12 protein-coding genes are annotated in these 15,610 nt (G+C 57.5%); 11 read left to right on the forward strand and 1 reads right to left on the reverse strand.

Annotation, left to right across the window (positions count from 1 at the left end; all coding sequences use genetic code 11):
* Positions 1-54 precede the first annotated feature (54 nt).
* The 7 genes from ACFO3S_RS20110 (at position 55) to ACFO3S_RS20140 (ending at position 9,376) form a co-directional block, all read left to right on the forward strand.
* Positions 55-1,827 carry a sensor histidine kinase gene (locus ACFO3S_RS20110; protein WP_378099749.1) on the forward strand — a complete coding sequence of 591 codons (1,773 nt, stop codon included), beginning with the start codon at positions 55-57 and terminating at the stop codon, positions 1,825-1,827.
* 18 nt (positions 1,828-1,845) lie between these two features.
* Positions 1,846-3,465 carry a response regulator transcription factor gene (locus ACFO3S_RS20115; RefSeq protein ID WP_378099751.1) on the forward strand — a complete coding sequence of 540 codons (1,620 nt, stop codon included), beginning with the start codon at positions 1,846-1,848 and terminating at the stop codon, positions 3,463-3,465.
* Positions 3,466-3,633: 168 nt separating this feature from the next.
* Positions 3,634-5,007 (forward strand): sugar ABC transporter substrate-binding protein, encoded by a 1,374-nt coding sequence (locus ACFO3S_RS20120; RefSeq protein ID WP_378099753.1) that lies wholly within the window; start codon positions 3,634-3,636, stop codon positions 5,005-5,007.
* Positions 5,008-5,036: 29 nt separating this feature from the next.
* The gene (locus ACFO3S_RS20125; protein WP_378099755.1) at positions 5,037-5,939 is read left to right on the forward strand and encodes a carbohydrate ABC transporter permease; all 903 of its coding nucleotides are present in this window, start codon (positions 5,037-5,039) and stop codon (positions 5,937-5,939) included.
* Positions 5,936-6,781, forward strand: a complete 846-nt coding sequence (locus ACFO3S_RS20130) for a carbohydrate ABC transporter permease (protein WP_378099757.1) — start codon at positions 5,936-5,938, stop codon at positions 6,779-6,781. The genes ACFO3S_RS20125 and ACFO3S_RS20130 overlap by 4 nt, the downstream gene beginning before the upstream one ends.
* 69 nt (positions 6,782-6,850) lie before the next feature.
* Positions 6,851-8,305: a sulfatase family protein gene (locus tag ACFO3S_RS20135; protein ID WP_378099758.1), complete on the forward strand. Its 1,455-nt coding sequence runs from the start codon at positions 6,851-6,853 to the stop codon at positions 8,303-8,305.
* A gap of 9 nt (positions 8,306-8,314) precedes the next feature.
* Positions 8,315-9,376: an NAD(P)-dependent alcohol dehydrogenase gene (locus tag ACFO3S_RS20140; protein WP_378099760.1), complete on the forward strand. Its 1,062-nt coding sequence runs from the start codon at positions 8,315-8,317 to the stop codon at positions 9,374-9,376.
* A gap of 101 nt (positions 9,377-9,477) precedes the next feature.
* On the opposite strand, the gene ACFO3S_RS20145 is transcribed toward ACFO3S_RS20140, so the two are convergent.
* Positions 9,478-9,672 (reverse strand): hypothetical protein, encoded by a 195-nt coding sequence (locus tag ACFO3S_RS20145; protein WP_198960732.1) that lies wholly within the window; start codon positions 9,670-9,672, stop codon positions 9,478-9,480.
* A gap of 121 nt (positions 9,673-9,793) precedes the next feature.
* On the opposite strand from ACFO3S_RS20145, the gene pth reads away from it, so the two are divergent.
* The 4 genes from pth to ACFO3S_RS20165 all read left to right on the forward strand — a co-directional run bounded on the left by pth (position 9,794) and on the right by ACFO3S_RS20165 (position 15,525).
* The gene (gene pth, locus ACFO3S_RS20150; RefSeq protein WP_378099856.1) at positions 9,794-10,360 is read left to right on the forward strand and encodes an aminoacyl-tRNA hydrolase; all 567 of its coding nucleotides are present in this window, start codon (positions 9,794-9,796) and stop codon (positions 10,358-10,360) included.
* Positions 10,361-10,441: 81 nt separating this feature from the next.
* A complete protein-coding gene (locus ACFO3S_RS20155) occupies positions 10,442-10,672 on the forward strand; it encodes an anti-sigma-F factor Fin (protein WP_378099762.1) in 231 nt (76 codons plus the stop codon).
* A gap of 205 nt (positions 10,673-10,877) precedes the next feature.
* Positions 10,878-14,399 carry a transcription-repair coupling factor gene (gene mfd / locus ACFO3S_RS20160; RefSeq protein WP_378099764.1) on the forward strand — a complete coding sequence of 1,174 codons (3,522 nt, stop codon included), beginning with the start codon at positions 10,878-10,880 and terminating at the stop codon, positions 14,397-14,399.
* Complete coding sequence (locus ACFO3S_RS20165; protein WP_378099766.1) at positions 14,386-15,525, forward strand: peptidylprolyl isomerase; 1,140 nt, start codon at positions 14,386-14,388, stop codon at positions 15,523-15,525. The genes mfd and ACFO3S_RS20165 overlap by 14 nt, the downstream gene beginning before the upstream one ends.
* Positions 15,526-15,610: the final 85 nt, after the last annotated feature.

Genomic DNA, 15,610 nt, shown 5'->3' on the forward strand with positions numbered 1-15,610 from the left:
AATGAAAGCGTTTAATATATTTTATTAAGTCGGCATCCTTGGAGTGATCGCAGCATGAAGACACGCATGTTTGTAAGACCGTTCAGCATGTTGAACAAGATGATGCTGATGTTTTTTTTCGTAATTTTGGGCTTAACGAGCGTGATCGCCATTACTTCGTACGCGATTACGGCCAGATCGGTGGAGAAGGAGCTGAACGTCTCCAACCTGGCCTTGCTCTCGTCGATATCCGATAAAATCGATCTGTTCGTCGACGAGATCGACGGAATGGCCGACATGATCTACTTGAACCGGGACATTCAGGAGGCGCTACGAACGACCAACGACGCCGAGCGTTACCGGCTGGAATATATCATTAAGGATCTGTGGACGCAGCAGCGCTTGCGGTTCGGAACGGTCAAATACCAGATCAACATCTACAGCCTGGAGGACGAATACCACTTCAACGTTCGTTCGACCGAGATGATGACGGAGACGGTCCGGCCGTTGTCGGAAATTCGCCGCGAGGAGTGGTACGACAGCCTGCTGCGGCAGCGCGAGCTTCAGCGTTGGCTGACCGAGAAGGAGGTCTTCGACTCTCAAGGAAACCGGTATTTCACGTTAGCGCGCCCTTTGAACGATCTGAGGGAGCATCGAATGACGGGACTTCTGCTGATGAGCATCGACGAGAGCATATTGCGGGCGCTTTACAGCAACGCTCACACGGAATCCTCGCAGGTGCAGATTCTCAATTCTGCCGGCCAGCTGCTTTCCGGCACCGAAGGGGATGTCCGGGAGGAATCGGACTTGCGGGAGCTGGTTGGAAAAATCGGGACGAATACGAGCGGCTATTTCGTGGAGGATCGGAACGACCGGAAGTCGATCGTCTTTTACTATCAGAACGAGAAGACCGGCTGGTATATCGTACAGAGCATTCCGCTCCCCTTCCTGTTGAATTTTATGAGCACCATCAAAACGTGGATGGTCGTCGTCTCCCTCCTGTGCGTGTGCATGGCGATCGCCCTGTCGTACTGGACCTCTCGCCGGATCTACAAGCCGATATTCAAATTAAAGGACAGCATGAAGCTCGTCGAGACCGGAATGCTGGCGACCCCGACGGTGGACGTCCACCGTCAGGACGAGATCGGCGTTCTGAACAGAGGCTTCGTGAAAATGATCGACGAGACGAGACGGCTGCTCCACCGCCTTGTCGAAGAAGAGAAAAAGAAAAGGCAGCTGGAGCTGGCGTCGCTGCATGCGCAGATCAACCATCACTTTCTCTACAACACGCTTAGCGCCATTCGGGGAATGATCTACCTCGGCAACGCCCGGTCCGCGAACGCCATGATTATCGCTCTGGTGAAGCTGCTCAAGCGGACGCTCAATACGAAAGAAGAGCTCGTCACGGTCGAAGAGGAGATCGACAGCGTCAAAAACTACGCGCTCATTCAGCAGCATCGTTTTCCCTGCTTCGAGTTGCAGGTGGAAGTCGAGGACGAGGCGCGGCCGTTAAAGATTCTGAAGCTGATTGTACAGCCGTTCATCGAGAACGCGATCCTGCACGGATTCAAGGCCCGGGAAGACGGGAACGGAGTGATCGCCGTGCGCGTTCAAGCCGGGGAGGCGCTCCGGGTCGAGATCGAGGACAACGGGGCCGGCATGGACGAAGAGACCCGGAAGGGCCTGCTCGCGGCTCATAAGCCAAGCTCCGTCGGCGGGGGAGGCATAGGGGTCAGCAACGTGCAGGAGCGTATCCAGCTGCATTATGGCAGCCAATACTTCACGGAAATCGAGAGCAAGCCGGGACAGGGAACCAAAGTCACGCTTATTCTGCCCGTCATCAAGTGAAGAAAGGGAGGAGCTGCGATGCGGGTTGTGATCGTGGACGATGAGCCGATCATTCGCAAATGGTTCAGCATGGCGATCCAAAAGGCGGATCGCGAATTTGTCGTCGTCGGGTCGGCGGCCAACGGCCAAGAGGCGCTCGATCTATGCGCCAAAGAGGAAGTGGATGTGCTCGTCACCGACATTCAAATGCCGATCATGGACGGGCTGACGCTCATTCAAGAGGTGAGAAGGACCTTTCCGCGCATCAAGATCGTCATTCTGAGCAATCATGAGGATTTTCGCTATGCGAAGGAAGCGATGAAGCAAGGCGCGTCCGACTATTTGTTGAAGGCGGAGATCGAAGAGTCGGAGCTGTTCGATCTGCTGGACAGCCTGAGAGGCGATGCCGGCGCGGCGGTCGAAGCCGGCAAGAGAACGGAATTCGACCGCGAGCGCCGCGCTCTGGCCTCGATCTTCCTGCGTCGCTGGCTGGCCGGCGAGGAGACGGAAGCCGCGTCCGTCCCCGGCAAGCTGGAAGCGATGGGGGCCGCTCTGAAGCCGTCCGATCTGTACGTGTGCCAATTTCGCATCGATCGTTACGGCTCGCTGGCGGCGGAGTGGACGCCGGAGGACAGGCGCCGGCATACCGAAGCGCTTGTCCGGCTGATTCGGGAGCTGGCGCAGAGGGAGACGGGCGGGGGCATCGCGTTCGAATACGCCGATAATCGGTTCGTGCTCCTTCTGAACGTGCCGTCCTCCAGCGCCAAGGGCGTGCATGAAGTCCTCTACGGTGCTGCCGCGCTGATCGTCGGCGAAGCGCGCGAGAAGCTGGCTATGGCCGTCTCCGCAGGCGTCAGCTCGTGCGGAAGGACGTACGAAGAGGCGCCGGCTTTGCTCGGACAGGCCGAAGAGGCGATGAAGTCGCTGTTCTTCAAGGCGGAGAGATCCGTGACGTTCTACGAAAGGCCCGAATCCGACCGCACTCGGCAAGCTCGGGAGGAGCTGCGGCGCAGGCTGGAGGACATTCGGCACGACCTCCGGCAGTGGGATGTTCATGAGGCTGCGGCCAAAGCCGGGCGATTATTCCGGGACGGCGCCGCTTGGGAAGCGCTTGAACCCGAAGAGATCAGGCGCGCGGCCGCGGCCGTCGTCCGTTTGTTCAAGGATAAGGCGGGACGAGCGTCCTCCGAGCCGGAGCCGATTCTTCGGGACGACGGCCTTCTGCGGGAAGCGGAAGCTTGCGACTATCTGCATACGATTTGCGAATGGATGGATCGGGCCGTCGCCGAAGCCGCCGCCGAGATCGATCAAGGCGCGTATTCCAGCTCCGCGATCTCGCAGGCTTTCCTGTATATTAAGCGCCATTACGCCGAGGAGTTGTCTCTGTCGGACGTGGCCAAGTTCGTCCATCTCACTCCCGCCTATTTGAGCAGCCTGTTCAAAAAGCAGACAGGGGAAAACTTCAACCGGTATTTGATTCAGGTGCGGGTCGAGAAGGCCAAGGAGCTGCTGATGACGACGGATATGAAAATATCCGATATCGCGCATGCCGTCGGTTACCCGAACGCCAGCTATTTTGTCCGCGTATTCAAGAAGCATGAAGGGACTTCGCCGATGGAATTCAAGAACGCCCGCGCCAGAAGCTATCCGAAAAAATGAACACGGGATCGTAAAATAAGAGCAAGCGCTTTCACTTCGAGTGAAGGCGCTTGCTTCGTTGCGGGCAACCTGCGAAAAAATGGACATGATATCCGAATGGAGTGTATTTAGCCGGAGGGGCGATCGGTCTATAGTAAGGCGTGTACTCAAAAAGAAGGAGGGTCATCCATGTTGAAAGCTTACGGTTGGAAGCGTTTCATCAGTATCGCGCTTAGTCTGGTCGTCGTCTTTTCTCTTGCCGCTTGCGGAGGATCGAATTCGGAAGGGTCCGGCGAGGCGCCGAACGCCGACCGATTAAAAGACCAGAAGGAATTGAACATTCTGTTCCCGGCATCCTCGTTCACCGAGTCGATTCAGCCTTTGGTGAAAGAGTTTGAAGAGAAGGAAGGCGTAAAGGTCAACTTGGAGCTGATCGGAATCCAGAACTATTTCGACAAGGTGATGGTCGAATTGTCCACCGGCTCCGACGCCTACGACCTATTCTACGTATTCGGAGAGAAGATCAGCCAGTACGTGGACGGAGGCTGGCTGAATCCGCTGGACGAGCTGATTGCCGACAAAACGCTGACGGACGATCAATTGCTGGACAAGGACGATTTTATGGAGCGGGCGGTCACTTCCGGAACGTTCGACGGCCAGCTGTACGGAATTCCCGTACTGGCTTCGACCACGCTGCTCTATTACCGCACGGATTTGTTCGAGCAAGCCGGCTTGACCAGCCCGCCGAATACGTGGGACGAGCTTGCGGAATACGCCAAGAAGCTGCATAAGGACGGCATCGCCGGAGTCGCCATGAGAGGCTCCCGGGCGCAGACGGAAAGCACGTGGACGTTCTCGATGCCGATGTACGCATTCGGGGGCGGTTACGTCAAGGATTTCCCCGAAGATATGACGCCGATCGTCGACTCTCCGGAAGTCGCCCAAGCCGCGGACTATTACGCGGATTTGCTCCGGAACTACAGCATCAAGGGGGCGACGACCTCCAAATATTCGGACATTATCGTATCGGTGCAGCAGGGCGACGTCGCCATGTGGATTGACGGAGCGCCGCTCGTTAAGCAGTACGACGATCCGGAGAAATCGAAGTCGTCGGGCAAGATCGGATACGCCATCGTTCCGGAAGGGCCGAGCGGACGGTTCGCCGCATTGAACACGCATTTTCTGAGCATGAACCAGAAGTCGGAAAACAAGGAACTGGCCTGGAAGTTTATGCAGTGGGCCACCTCCAAAGAAATGTTCGTCAAGCTGGCGGTCGACGGCTGGCACGTGGCGGGAACGAGAGAATCCGTATATTCCGATCCGAGGTTTCTGGAGAAAAACAATTACGGCGACGGAGAGTGGGCGGCCAAGTACGTGGAGACGCTGGACAAATACGCCAGAGATCCGTATTACCCGCTTAACCCCGAATGGCCGGAAGTGTCGGACAAGGTGAGCGAAGCGCTGTCCAACGTTCTGAGCGGACAGCAGAGCTCCGTCGACGCCTTCAAGAAGGCGAATGAAGAAATCGCCAAAATCTACAAAAACGCCGGTTATCTTGAATAAATCATCCTTGGCGCTTGGAGGATTCTGAAATGGCCAAAGCTTACGTCTCGTTGGAACGGGAGCGCCGAAGACTGCAGTTAATTTTTGTTCTGCCCTTGATGCTGTCCATTGTGACGCTGGTGGCGGTGCCGATCGCAAGCTTGGTCGGCATCAGCTTCACCTCGCTGAACTTCGGCAAGAAGGGCCTGTCCTTTCTGGGATTCGATAATTATGCCGGACTCGTTAAAGATCCTAACTTTATCAACGCTTTCGTGAATACCGTCATTATGCTGGTGGGAACGGTCGGGCTGCAGATGGTGCTTGGCGTCGTCATTGCGCTGATCATCCACAAGACCTCGTTTATGCAGGGAACGATTCGGACGGTCATTTTGTTTCCGATGATCATCCCTCCGATTATTGTCGGGATCATGTGGAGAGTGCTGCTTCTTCCGAAATACGGGAGCTTTAACGTGATGCTCGCCGAGCTGGGATTCAAGAACGTTCCGGATTGGCTTTCCAGTCCCGCGCTGGCGATGATGACGATTATCCTTGTCGCCGTCTGGGAATGGACGCCTTTCGTCGTGCTGTTCGTCCTGGCCGGCTTGGAAGGACAGCCGGCTTCGCCTTACGAGGCGATCAAGATCGACGGGGCGAACTGGTGGCAGGAAATCCGATATTTGACGCTGCCGCTGCTCAAGCCGATTCTCGGCATCGTCGTCATGTTCCGTATTGTCGAGAGCCTGAAGATTTTCCCCCTCGTCTTCTCGCTTACGGAAGGCGGTCCCGGTTCGTCGACAGTCGACTTCGCCTACTACGTGTATAAGGAAGGCTTCTCTTATCTGCGTCTGGGCTATGCGTCGGCAGCCGCCATGCTCGTGTTTGCCATTTTGTTGCTCGCCATCTATTTCGCCATCCGGATCGGCAGCAGACGAAAGAAGGGGGTGGGGGCATGACGTCCGTTCGTACGAGGAAGCGGTTGTCGATCGCGGAGCTGTTCAGAATTCTGTTCATCATCGGATTGGCGCTGAGCATTCTTCTGCCGTTCTACTGGATATTCACGCTGTCCATCAAAAATTACTCGGACGCGCTCTCCGAAACCTCGACACTGTGGTTTGAACCGACCTTCCAGTATTACAAGGCGCTGATTCAGGACTCGAGCTTCTTGCGATACTTCTGGAACAGCTTCCTGATCTGCGTCGGATCGGTCATTCTCGCCGTATTGGTCGGAGTTCCGGCCGCTTACGCGTTCTCGAGGACGAAGTTTCGGGGACAGAAATGGCTGTTTAACTTGCTGTTTATTACCCGGCTCAGCCCTGGGGCGGTATTCGTGATTCCGTACTTCTACGCGTATAAGGAGTTTAACCTGCTGGATACGCATCTGGGTTTGCTGCTCATCTATTTTGCCTTGAATCTCGGCATGGTCGTATGGTCGATGCGCTCCTTCATTGAGGAAATACCGGTCTCTCTGGAAGAGTCGGCGCAGATCGAAGGCTGCACCTTGCTCCAGTCCTTGACGAAAATCGTTCTTCCGCTGACGACTCCGGGATTGGCGGCGACGGCGATCATTACGTTTATCTTCTCCTGGAACGAGTTTATGATCGCCTTGCTTCTGACCCGCAAGGAAGCGGTAACGGCGCCGGTCGGACTGCTCAACTTCATGGTGTTCGAAAGAGTGGAGTGGGGTCCGATCGCGGCGGGATCGATTCTCATCTCGCTGCCTGCGATTCTGTTCGGCATCGCGGTCAGGAAATACTTCGTTCGCGGCCTGGCCCAGGGGGCAATGGGCGGAGAATAAGGATGGCGTTATAGTGTTTCCAGATCTCGAGCCGGATCTTGAACAAATCGTGAAGAAGGAGGACGCATCATGAATCCAGCAAGAAGCTCCAAGCCTAATATACTCTGGATCTGCACCGATCAACAGCGGTTCGACGCGGTCGGGGCGTTCGGCAACCCTCGCATCCGCACTCCGAATCTCGACCGGCTGGCGGAAGAGGGCGTATCGTTCGAACGGGCGTATACGCAATGTCCGATCTGTACGCCCAGCCGCGCTTCGTTCCTGACCGGACGATATCCGCGCACGACGAGGGCCAGGCAGAACGGAAACGAATATTTTCCCGCGGACGAGGTGCTGGTGACGAAGCTTCTCGCAGACGACGGGTACAGCTGCGGGCTGATCGGGAAATTGCACTTGTCGGCCGCTCAGGGACAGATGGAAAACCGGCCCGACGACGGATACGAGATGTTCAAGTGGAGCCAGCATCCCCACGACGATTGGCCCGGCATGAACGATTACCAGCTGTGGCTGAAGGCCAAAGGGATCGAATGGAACGAGCACTACCAGCTGTCCGATTGGAAGGATCTGTTCAAGCCCGGAGAGGGCGGAATCGCTCCCGAGCACCATCAGACGACCTGGTGCGCCGAAGAGGCGATCGGCTTCATCGAGCGGCAGAAGGATCGGCCCTGGCTGCTCAGCGTCAATATTTTCGACCCTCACCCGCCTTACGATCCCCCTGCGGTCTACCGGGAGAAATACTCGCCGGAAGAGATGGCCGCTCCGAAATGGAAGGAAGGGGAGCTCGACAGCAAGCCTCCGCTGCAGAAACGGGATTACCTCAGAGGCGGACAGGACGGGACGGGCCCCAGCTACTCGGCTTTAAGCGAGCGGGAGCGCAAGCAAGCGATCGCCGATTATTATGCGATGGTCGAGCTCATCGACGACCAGGTCGGCCGGGTGCTGCACGCGCTGGAGGAGACGGGGCAGCGCGAGAATACGATCGTCGTCTTCATGAGCGACCACGGCGAAATGCTGGGGGATCACGGGCTGTATTGGAAGGGCGCGTATTTCTACGAAGAGCTGGTTCATATTCCGCTGATTCTGTCCTGGCCCGGGAAATTCCGATCCGGCTTGCGGAGCCGGGCGTTGGTGGAATTGGTAGATTTGGCGCCTACGCTGATGGAGGCTGCAGGCTTAGGCGTTCCCTATTATATGCAGGGGAAAAGCCTGATGCCGATTCTGCTTGGCGAAGCGGACGCCGATCGCCATAAGAGCCACGTCTATTCCGAATATTACAACACGCTGAACGGCATCCACCCCGACGTCTACGGGACGATGTACTTCGACGGCCGCTACAAGCTGGTCGTCTATCACGGGCAGGAGCTTGGGGAGCTGTATGATTTGGAGAACGACCCGGAAGAATTCGACAATCTGTGGTCGGCGCAGGACTGCCAGTCGTTAAAGCTCGAATTAATGAAGAAAAACTTTGACGCCAGCGTCAGGATGACTCTCGATCCGAAACCGCCCATGATCAAATATTACTAGGAGGTGACGATGTTGGCGGCGTATCCCGATAAAATGCAGGCAGCCGTTCTTCATCAACCGTTCGACATTCGCATAGAGACACTGGATACGCCCAAGCCCGGTCCGCGGGAAGCTCTCGTGAAAATGATGGCCGTCGGGGTGTGCGGATCCGACGTCCATTATTACGAGCACGGCCGAATCGGCCGTTACGTCGTTGAGAATCCGATCGTTCTCGGGCATGAATGCGCGGGAGAGGTGGTGGCGGTTGGCAGCGAGGTAACCAGAGTGCGAGTCGGCGACCGGGTGGCGATCGAGCCGGGCGTGACGTGCGGAGCTTGTCCGGCGTGCAAGGCGGGACGGTATAACTTATGTCCGGAAGTACAATTTATGGCCACGCCGCCGGTGCACGGGTCGTTCGCCCAATACGTCGCCCATCGGGAGGACTGTCTGTTCCGTATTCCCGAGGGAATGAGCTACGAGGAGGGGGCGTTGATCGAGCCCTTCTCCGTCGGCATTCATGCCGTCAAGCGCGCAGGGGTAAGCCCAGGGTCGAGCGTCGCGATTATGGGGATGGGTCCCGTCGGGCTCATGGCGGTCGTAGCGGCGAAGGCTTACGGAGCAGGGACGATTATCGCGGCCGACAGGGAGTCCGTTCGGCTGGAAGCGGCCGTCAAGCTGGGCGCTGCGCATACGGTTCAGATTGCGGAACGCGATCCGGTGGAGGCGATTCGGAGCTGGACGGCCGGGCAAGGCGCGGATGCGGTGCTGGAGACGGCCGGCCACGCGGCGGCGCTGCAGAACGACCTGCAAGCCGTGCGCCGCGGCGGCGTCCTGTCCGTCGTAGGCTTGCCGCCGCAAGGTCAAGTGTCCCTGGACATTCCGTATTTGGTGGATAACGAGATCGATGTCCGCGGCATCTTCAGATACGCGAACACCTACGAGCAGGGGATTCGATTTCTCGCGTCCGGAATCGCCGACGTGAGCGTTCTGCTGACGGACAAGTTCGGGCTGGCCCAGACGCAGGAAGCGATGGAGCGGGCCCGCACGAACAAGAGCCGATCGTTGAAGGTGATGGTTTACCCGAACGGGTAGCCTGTTACAGGACAGCGGCACGACCCGGCCGTGCCGATAAAAGCCGACAAGCTTCTTTGCCCGTCACGGGAGGCTTGTCGGCTTTCGCGTTCAACGATCGGTTAATATCCCGGGCGAGATACGAAGGTAAATTGCTTGCGATTGTAGAAAATATTGTTGACCTGTACGAATTCTTTGCCATAATATTCGATGAACCCGATGTCGCTGTGCCGCCGCCCGCAATAAATTTGCACCGGAACCTGTGAGGACATGTGATCCAGGAAATGTTGATCGTCATAGATCATCTGACCGTTCATGTACACATCAATTCACCCCTCTCTCTGGAATTTGTAATGAGTAGGACACGCGAGGGCTTGGAAACGTTGCATCGGGCCTTCATTTTTTGACGAAAAAGTTCGGACTTGGAGGAATATCGTGATGCGTTGGATTGTCGGATTGGGAAATCCCGGAGCCGCTTACGCGAATACGCGGCATAATGCCGGCTTCATGGTCGTCGACGAGCTGGCCCGGAGGTTTAACGCCGAGATCGGCACGCAGAAGTTCAGAGCCTTGGTGGGCGAGACGAGGGTCGGCGACGTCAAGGTCGCGCTCCTGAAGCCGATGACCTACATGAATTTGTCTGGCGAATCGCTAAGAGCCTTTATGGATTTCTACAAGGCCAAGCTGGAGGATCTGATCGTCGTGTACGACGATCTGGACACCGAGGTCGGCCGAATTCGGCTGAGATACCAGGGAAGCCCGGGCGGGCATAACGGAATCAAGTCGATTATCCAGCACTTGGGCACGCAGACGTTCAATCGGATTCGCGTCGGCATCTCCAGGCCGGAGCCCGGCGTGACGATCTCCGACTACGTGCTGTCGGGTTTCGCCAAGTCGGAGAAGGAAGCGCTGCAGCGCTCCGTGGAGGAAGCCTGCGATGCGATCGAATTCGCACTGGGGCATACGTTCGAGCAGACGATGGCGAAATATAACTCCAAAGGATAGCGCGCTTAAAAGGGAAGATTTCCGGGAATACTGGAGAGAGACGCGGAGATGCCGCATATGCTCGATCCAGGAGGCATAGCTATGACTGTAAACTATATTTGCCGGCATTGCGGCTTGGCGCTCGGGAGCTTCGAGAGCTCGGAGGTGGGCGAGTACCGGCTGGGCCTGCAATTCTTGACCCCCGAGGAGCGAAAGCGTATAATAGCGTATAATTCCAACGGGGACGTGACCGTACGGGTCATATGCGACTATTGCAGCCAGACGCTGGACGCGAATCCCGAGCTTGTGCTGCTGTCCAATCCGTTGCAATAAGCGCCGAAAGCATCACGTTCCGACACCCACTAGGAGTCCTTGGCATGTGCCGGGGCTTTTTTCTTGATTTTCCGGGCGCGACTTATGAATCCGTCATGCGGTACTGCAATTGATTGAGCTTCCGGACGGCCGGCGGCGGGCGCGTGCAAGCGACGCGGCACACCGTGCCGGATGCGGAAGGTTGGTTTTGGAGAGGGGAAATGCCATGAAGCCGTTAATTCAATCGCTCGTTAAGGATCCCGACCTCATCAGCGTTATTCAAGGACTGGAAAGCGGAATGCGGGAGCAGCTAGTGGCCGGGCTGTCCGGCTCCGCGCGGCAGGCGGCGATCGCAGCCATGTACCGCGAATTGAATCGGCCGATTCTTGTCGTCACGCACAACATGTTCTCGGCGCAGAAGATAGCAGACGACCTGCAGGAATGCTTGTCGACGGACGAGGTGCTGCTGTACCCCGCCAATGAGCTGATTGCCGCGGAAACCGCGATCTCCAGCCCGGAAACGTCCGCCCGGCGTCTCGACGCCGTGCTTAAGCTCGCGGACGGTTTCCGAGGCGTTATTGTCGTGCCGTTCGCCGGGGTTCGGAGATTCCTGCCGGACTGCCGGACGATGTCGGAGGCCCATATCGTGCTGCGCGTCGGGGAGAATCTGCCGATGGAGCAGTTTCTGCGCAGAATGGTCGAGCTCGGCTACGAGAGAGTCGACCGGGTCGAACAGAAGGGTCATCTGAGCGTTCGCGGAGGCATCGTCGATTTCTTCCCGCTCGCTTCCGCGAGCGCTTATCGCGTAGAATGGTTCGACGACGAGATCGATTCGATCCGGACGTTCGATCCGGCCGATCAGAGATCGATCGACAAGCTGGAGACGTATACCGTTCAGCCGAGCCGGGAATGGATTGCCGTCGAGCGAAGGTTCCAGAACGCCGCTCAGCACGCCCGGGATCTGCTCGACAAGCAGTTGGAGAAAATGACCGATCGTCAGGCGAAGGAAAGATTAAGCTCCGAAATTGCCCGGGAAATCGAGCTGCTGCGGCAGAACGTTTATTTTCCCGAGATTTACAAATATATTTCTCTGCTCTATCCGGAGCGCCAGACGCTGCTAGACTACATGCCGAAGGATACGGTCGTCCTGATGGACGAACCGAACAGGCTCGGGGAAACCGCGCGTCAGCTGGAACGCGACGAGTCGGAGTGGACGACCCATCTTCTGCAGCAGGGCAAATCGCTGCCCGGCTTCACGCTGGCCGTGCCGGCGGAGCAGGCGCTTTTTCCGAAGGCGTTCCAGATCGTCTACTTGTCGCTGTTCGTCCGGCAAATCCCGCACACCCAGCCGCAAAATATCATTAATTTCGTCTGCCGTTCGATGCAGAACTTCCATGGGCAGATGAACGTGCTGAAGGCCGAAACCGAACGCTGGCGCAAGAGCGGCGTCCGGATTCTGATGCTGGCCGGCAACGCCGAGCGGGCCGACCGGATGAGAAGAGTGCTCGAGGACTATCAGATCGAGCCGCCGGAAATCTTGCAGGGCAATCTGCAGAGCGGCTTCGAGCTGCCGTCGATCAAGCTTGTCGTCATTACCGAAGGCGAGATGTTCACGCAGAAGCAGCGCAAGGCGAGACGGGTCGACCGCCATCTGGACAACGCCGAGCGCCTGAAGAGCTATACCGAGCTGAAGGTGGGCGACTATGTCGTGCACCAGAATCATGGAATCGGCAAGTATCTGGGCATCGGAACGCTCGAGGTCGGCGGCATTCACAAAGATTATCTTCATATCGTCTATGCGGGCGGAGACCGTCTTTCCGTTCCGGTAGAGCAATTCGACCTGATCCAGAAGTATGTGGGCAACGAGGAGAAGGAACCGAAGATCAGCAAGCTGGGCGGCTCGGAATGGAATCGGGCGAAGTCCAAGGTTCGCTCTTCCGTGCAGGACATCGCGGACGATCTGATCAAGCTGTACGCGGAGCGGCAGGCGACGACCGGCTTCGGCTTCGGCGAGGATACGCCCTATCAGCAGGAGTTCGAGGAGATGTTCCCGTACGAGGAGACGGCGGATCAGCTCAGGGCGATCCGAGAGATTAAGAAGGATATGCAGACGCCTCGTCCGATGGACCGGCTTCTGTGCGGGGATGTCGGCTACGGCAAGACGGAAGTGGCGATTCGCGCCGCGTTCAAGGCGGCGATCGAAGGCAAGCAGGTCGCCGTGCTCGTGCCGACGACCATTCTGGCCCAGCAGCACTTCGAGACGTTCCGCGAGAGATTCTCCGGCTATCCGTTCAATATTAAAGTGCTGAGCCGGTTCCGGAGCCGCAAGGAGCAGACGGAGACGATCAAAGGATTAAAGGCGGGCGCGGTCGACATCGTGATCGGGACGCACCGCCTGTTGTCTCAGGATATCGTGTTCAAGGATCTCGGACTGCTCATCGTCGACGAGGAGCAGCGCTTCGGCGTGACGCACAAGGAGAAGCTGAAGAAGCTCAAGACGAACGTGGACGTTCTGACGCTGACCGCGACGCCGATTCCGCGGACGCTCCATATGTCGATGCTGGGCGTGAGGGATCTGTCGGTGATCGAGACGCCGCCGGAGAACCGGTTCCCCGTGCAGACCTATGTGGTCGAATACAGCGCGACGCTTGTCCGCGAGGCGATCGAGCGCGAGCTGGCCCGCGACGGGCAGGTCTATTATCTGTTCAATCGAGTGCAGGGGATCTACCAGACGGCGGAGCAGATCAGCGCCCTCGTGCCCGACGCTCGAGTCGCCGTCGCTCACGGCCAGATGTCCGAGCAGGAGCTGGAACGGACGATTCTCGACTTCCTCGACGGGGAATACGACGTGCTCGTCAGCACGAGCATTATCGAAACCGGCGTCGACATTCCGAACGTCAATACGCTCATCGTGCACGACGCGGACAAGATGGGTCTGTCCCAGCTGTACCAGCTGCGCGGGCGCGTAGGACGCTCCAATCGGATCGCCTATGCATACTTCACCTATCAGAGAGACAAGGTGCTGACGGAGATCGCGGAGAAGCGCCTTCAGTCGATCAAGGAGTTTACCGAGCTGGGATCGGGCTTCAAGATCGCCATGCGGGACTTGTCCATCCGCGGCGCAGGCAATCTGCTCGGCGCGGAGCAGCACGGCTTTATCGCTTCGGTCGGCTTCGATCTGTATTCCCAGATGCTCGCGGAGGAGATCCAGAGCCGCAAGCTGCAGCTCGGCGGAGATACGCCGCCGCCTCAGCCCGTCAACACGCAGCTGGATCTGGGCGTCGACGCCTACCTGCCGCCGGAATACATTTACGACAGCATTCAGAAGATCGAAATCTATAAGAAGGTGGCGGCGGCCGCTTCGCTGGAGGACGTCGAGGATCTGATGGAGGAATTGATCGACCGCTTTGGAGAACCGCCTAAAGCGGTGCTTAATCTGATGGCGGTTGCCAGACTGAAGGTTTACGGCCGGCAGTACGGCCTCGAGTCGATCATTCGCCGGGGCGACGACGTGACGCTGAAGCTGGAGGAGCGCCGCCGTGCGGATATCGACGAGAAAAAGCTGAAGGCGCTGGAGGCGAAGTTCCAGGGCCGCATGACGTTCACCCTGGGCGAACAGCAGCCGATCATCCGCTTCAAGGCACGAGGCATGGATGAGAACGCTTTATTGGCGCTGCTGGAGGATTTTCTGGTACAATACAAAGAAGCGACAAAATCGAAGGGGGAACTACAGGATGTTGCACCATAGAAGCATGCCGTTTCGTCGGCTCGCTTTGTTCGCGCTGGCGGCGGTAATGCTGGTCGCACTGATGTCCGCGTGCGGCAAGAAGGAAGAGGAGAACGTCATCGCCACCTACAACGGCGGAGAAGTGACGGACAAGATGTTCGACAGGTATATCGCTTTCCAGGCGCTGAACGGGAACAGCCAGCTGGCCATGTACGCGTCGATTCCGCAAATTAAGGAACAATTGATTAAACAATATATCGCTTATAAAGTGTTGGGCGATCAGATCCCCGACGAGGAAAAAGAGAAGATCAAGACGGAAGTCAAGACGTTTAAGGAAAACGTGGAGAAGGCGCGAAATACGCAGCCGGAATTCAAGCAGCAGATGAAGGACAGCGACCTTTCCGTTAACGATATGACCGCGTTCTTCGAGGAGACGCTCAAGTTCCAGTCTTACTATTCCGCGAAGGGCGAAGAATTCAAGGCCCAAGTGACCGACGAAGAGATCAAGGCCGAGTTCGACAAGGCGCCGTCCGACTACAACGTCGTCACGGTTCGCCATATTTTGATCGGGACGGTCGATCCCAATACGGGAGCCGAGCTGAAGCCCGACGAAGAGGCGGAGAAACTGGCCTACGAAGTGAAGGACAAGCTCGAAGCCGGAGGGGATTGGGAGGCTCTCGCGAAGGAATATTCCACCGACGAGGGCTCCAAGAACAACGGAGGCTTGTACGAGAACCAAGTCGCCGGAGGTTGGGTGCCCGAGTTCAAGGAAGCGGCCAACACGCAGCCGATCGGCGAGATCGGCGAACCGGTCGCCACTCAGTTCGGCTATCACGTCATCAAGGTCGAGAGCCGCGTAGAGGCGACTTCCGCGGACAAGCTGTCCGAGGAGTCCAGAGACTCGATCCAAATGCAGCTGGCTTCGACCAAGCTGAACGAATTTATTACGGCCGAGCAAGAGAAGCTGGGGATTGTCGTCACCTTGCCGGAGGAGCCTTCGGAGTCGCCAGCCGAGTCGGAAGCTCCAGCCGAATCCCCGGCCGAGTCTCCAGCCGAATCTCCGGCACAATCGGAAGCTCCGGCCGAGTCCCCTGCCGAATCACCGAGCGCCTCGCCAGCCGAGTCGCCTTCGGAGTCCGCCCAGTAAGACCGGCCAGTCCGATGAATCCGTCCGAGCTCTCGTATCGAATCGATGCGGGAGCTCGGCTTTTGTGATTTCGCAAAGTATAAAA

This window comes from Cohnella hongkongensis (genome assembly GCF_042654645.1).
In the GTDB taxonomy this organism is placed as follows: domain Bacteria; phylum Bacillota; class Bacilli; order Paenibacillales; family Paenibacillaceae; genus Cohnella; species Cohnella hongkongensis.

Excerpts from the sequence above, each read along its gene's own strand:
- ACFO3S_RS20110 (WP_378099749.1), top strand. The coding sequence starts at position 55 with ATGAAGACACGCATGTTTGTAAGACCGTTCAGCATGTTGAACAAGATG.
- ACFO3S_RS20115 (WP_378099751.1), top strand. The coding sequence starts at position 1,846 with ATGCGGGTTGTGATCGTGGACGATGAGCCGATCATTCGCAAATGGTTC.
- ACFO3S_RS20120 (WP_378099753.1), top strand. The coding sequence starts at position 3,634 with ATGTTGAAAGCTTACGGTTGGAAGCGTTTCATCAGTATCGCGCTTAGT.
- ACFO3S_RS20125 (WP_378099755.1), top strand. The coding sequence starts at position 5,037 with ATGGCCAAAGCTTACGTCTCGTTGGAACGGGAGCGCCGAAGACTGCAG.
- ACFO3S_RS20130 (WP_378099757.1), top strand. The coding sequence starts at position 5,936 with ATGACGTCCGTTCGTACGAGGAAGCGGTTGTCGATCGCGGAGCTGTTC.
- ACFO3S_RS20135 (WP_378099758.1), top strand. The coding sequence starts at position 6,851 with ATGAATCCAGCAAGAAGCTCCAAGCCTAATATACTCTGGATCTGCACC.
- ACFO3S_RS20140 (WP_378099760.1), top strand. The coding sequence starts at position 8,315 with ATGTTGGCGGCGTATCCCGATAAAATGCAGGCAGCCGTTCTTCATCAA.
- ACFO3S_RS20145 (WP_198960732.1), bottom strand. The coding sequence starts at position 9,672 with ATGAACGGTCAGATGATCTATGACGATCAACATTTCCTGGATCACATG.
- pth (WP_378099856.1), top strand. The coding sequence starts at position 9,794 with ATGCGTTGGATTGTCGGATTGGGAAATCCCGGAGCCGCTTACGCGAAT.
- ACFO3S_RS20155 (WP_378099762.1), top strand. The coding sequence starts at position 10,442 with ATGACTGTAAACTATATTTGCCGGCATTGCGGCTTGGCGCTCGGGAGC.
- mfd (WP_378099764.1), top strand. The coding sequence starts at position 10,878 with ATGAAGCCGTTAATTCAATCGCTCGTTAAGGATCCCGACCTCATCAGC.
- ACFO3S_RS20165 (WP_378099766.1), top strand. The coding sequence starts at position 14,386 with ATGTTGCACCATAGAAGCATGCCGTTTCGTCGGCTCGCTTTGTTCGCG.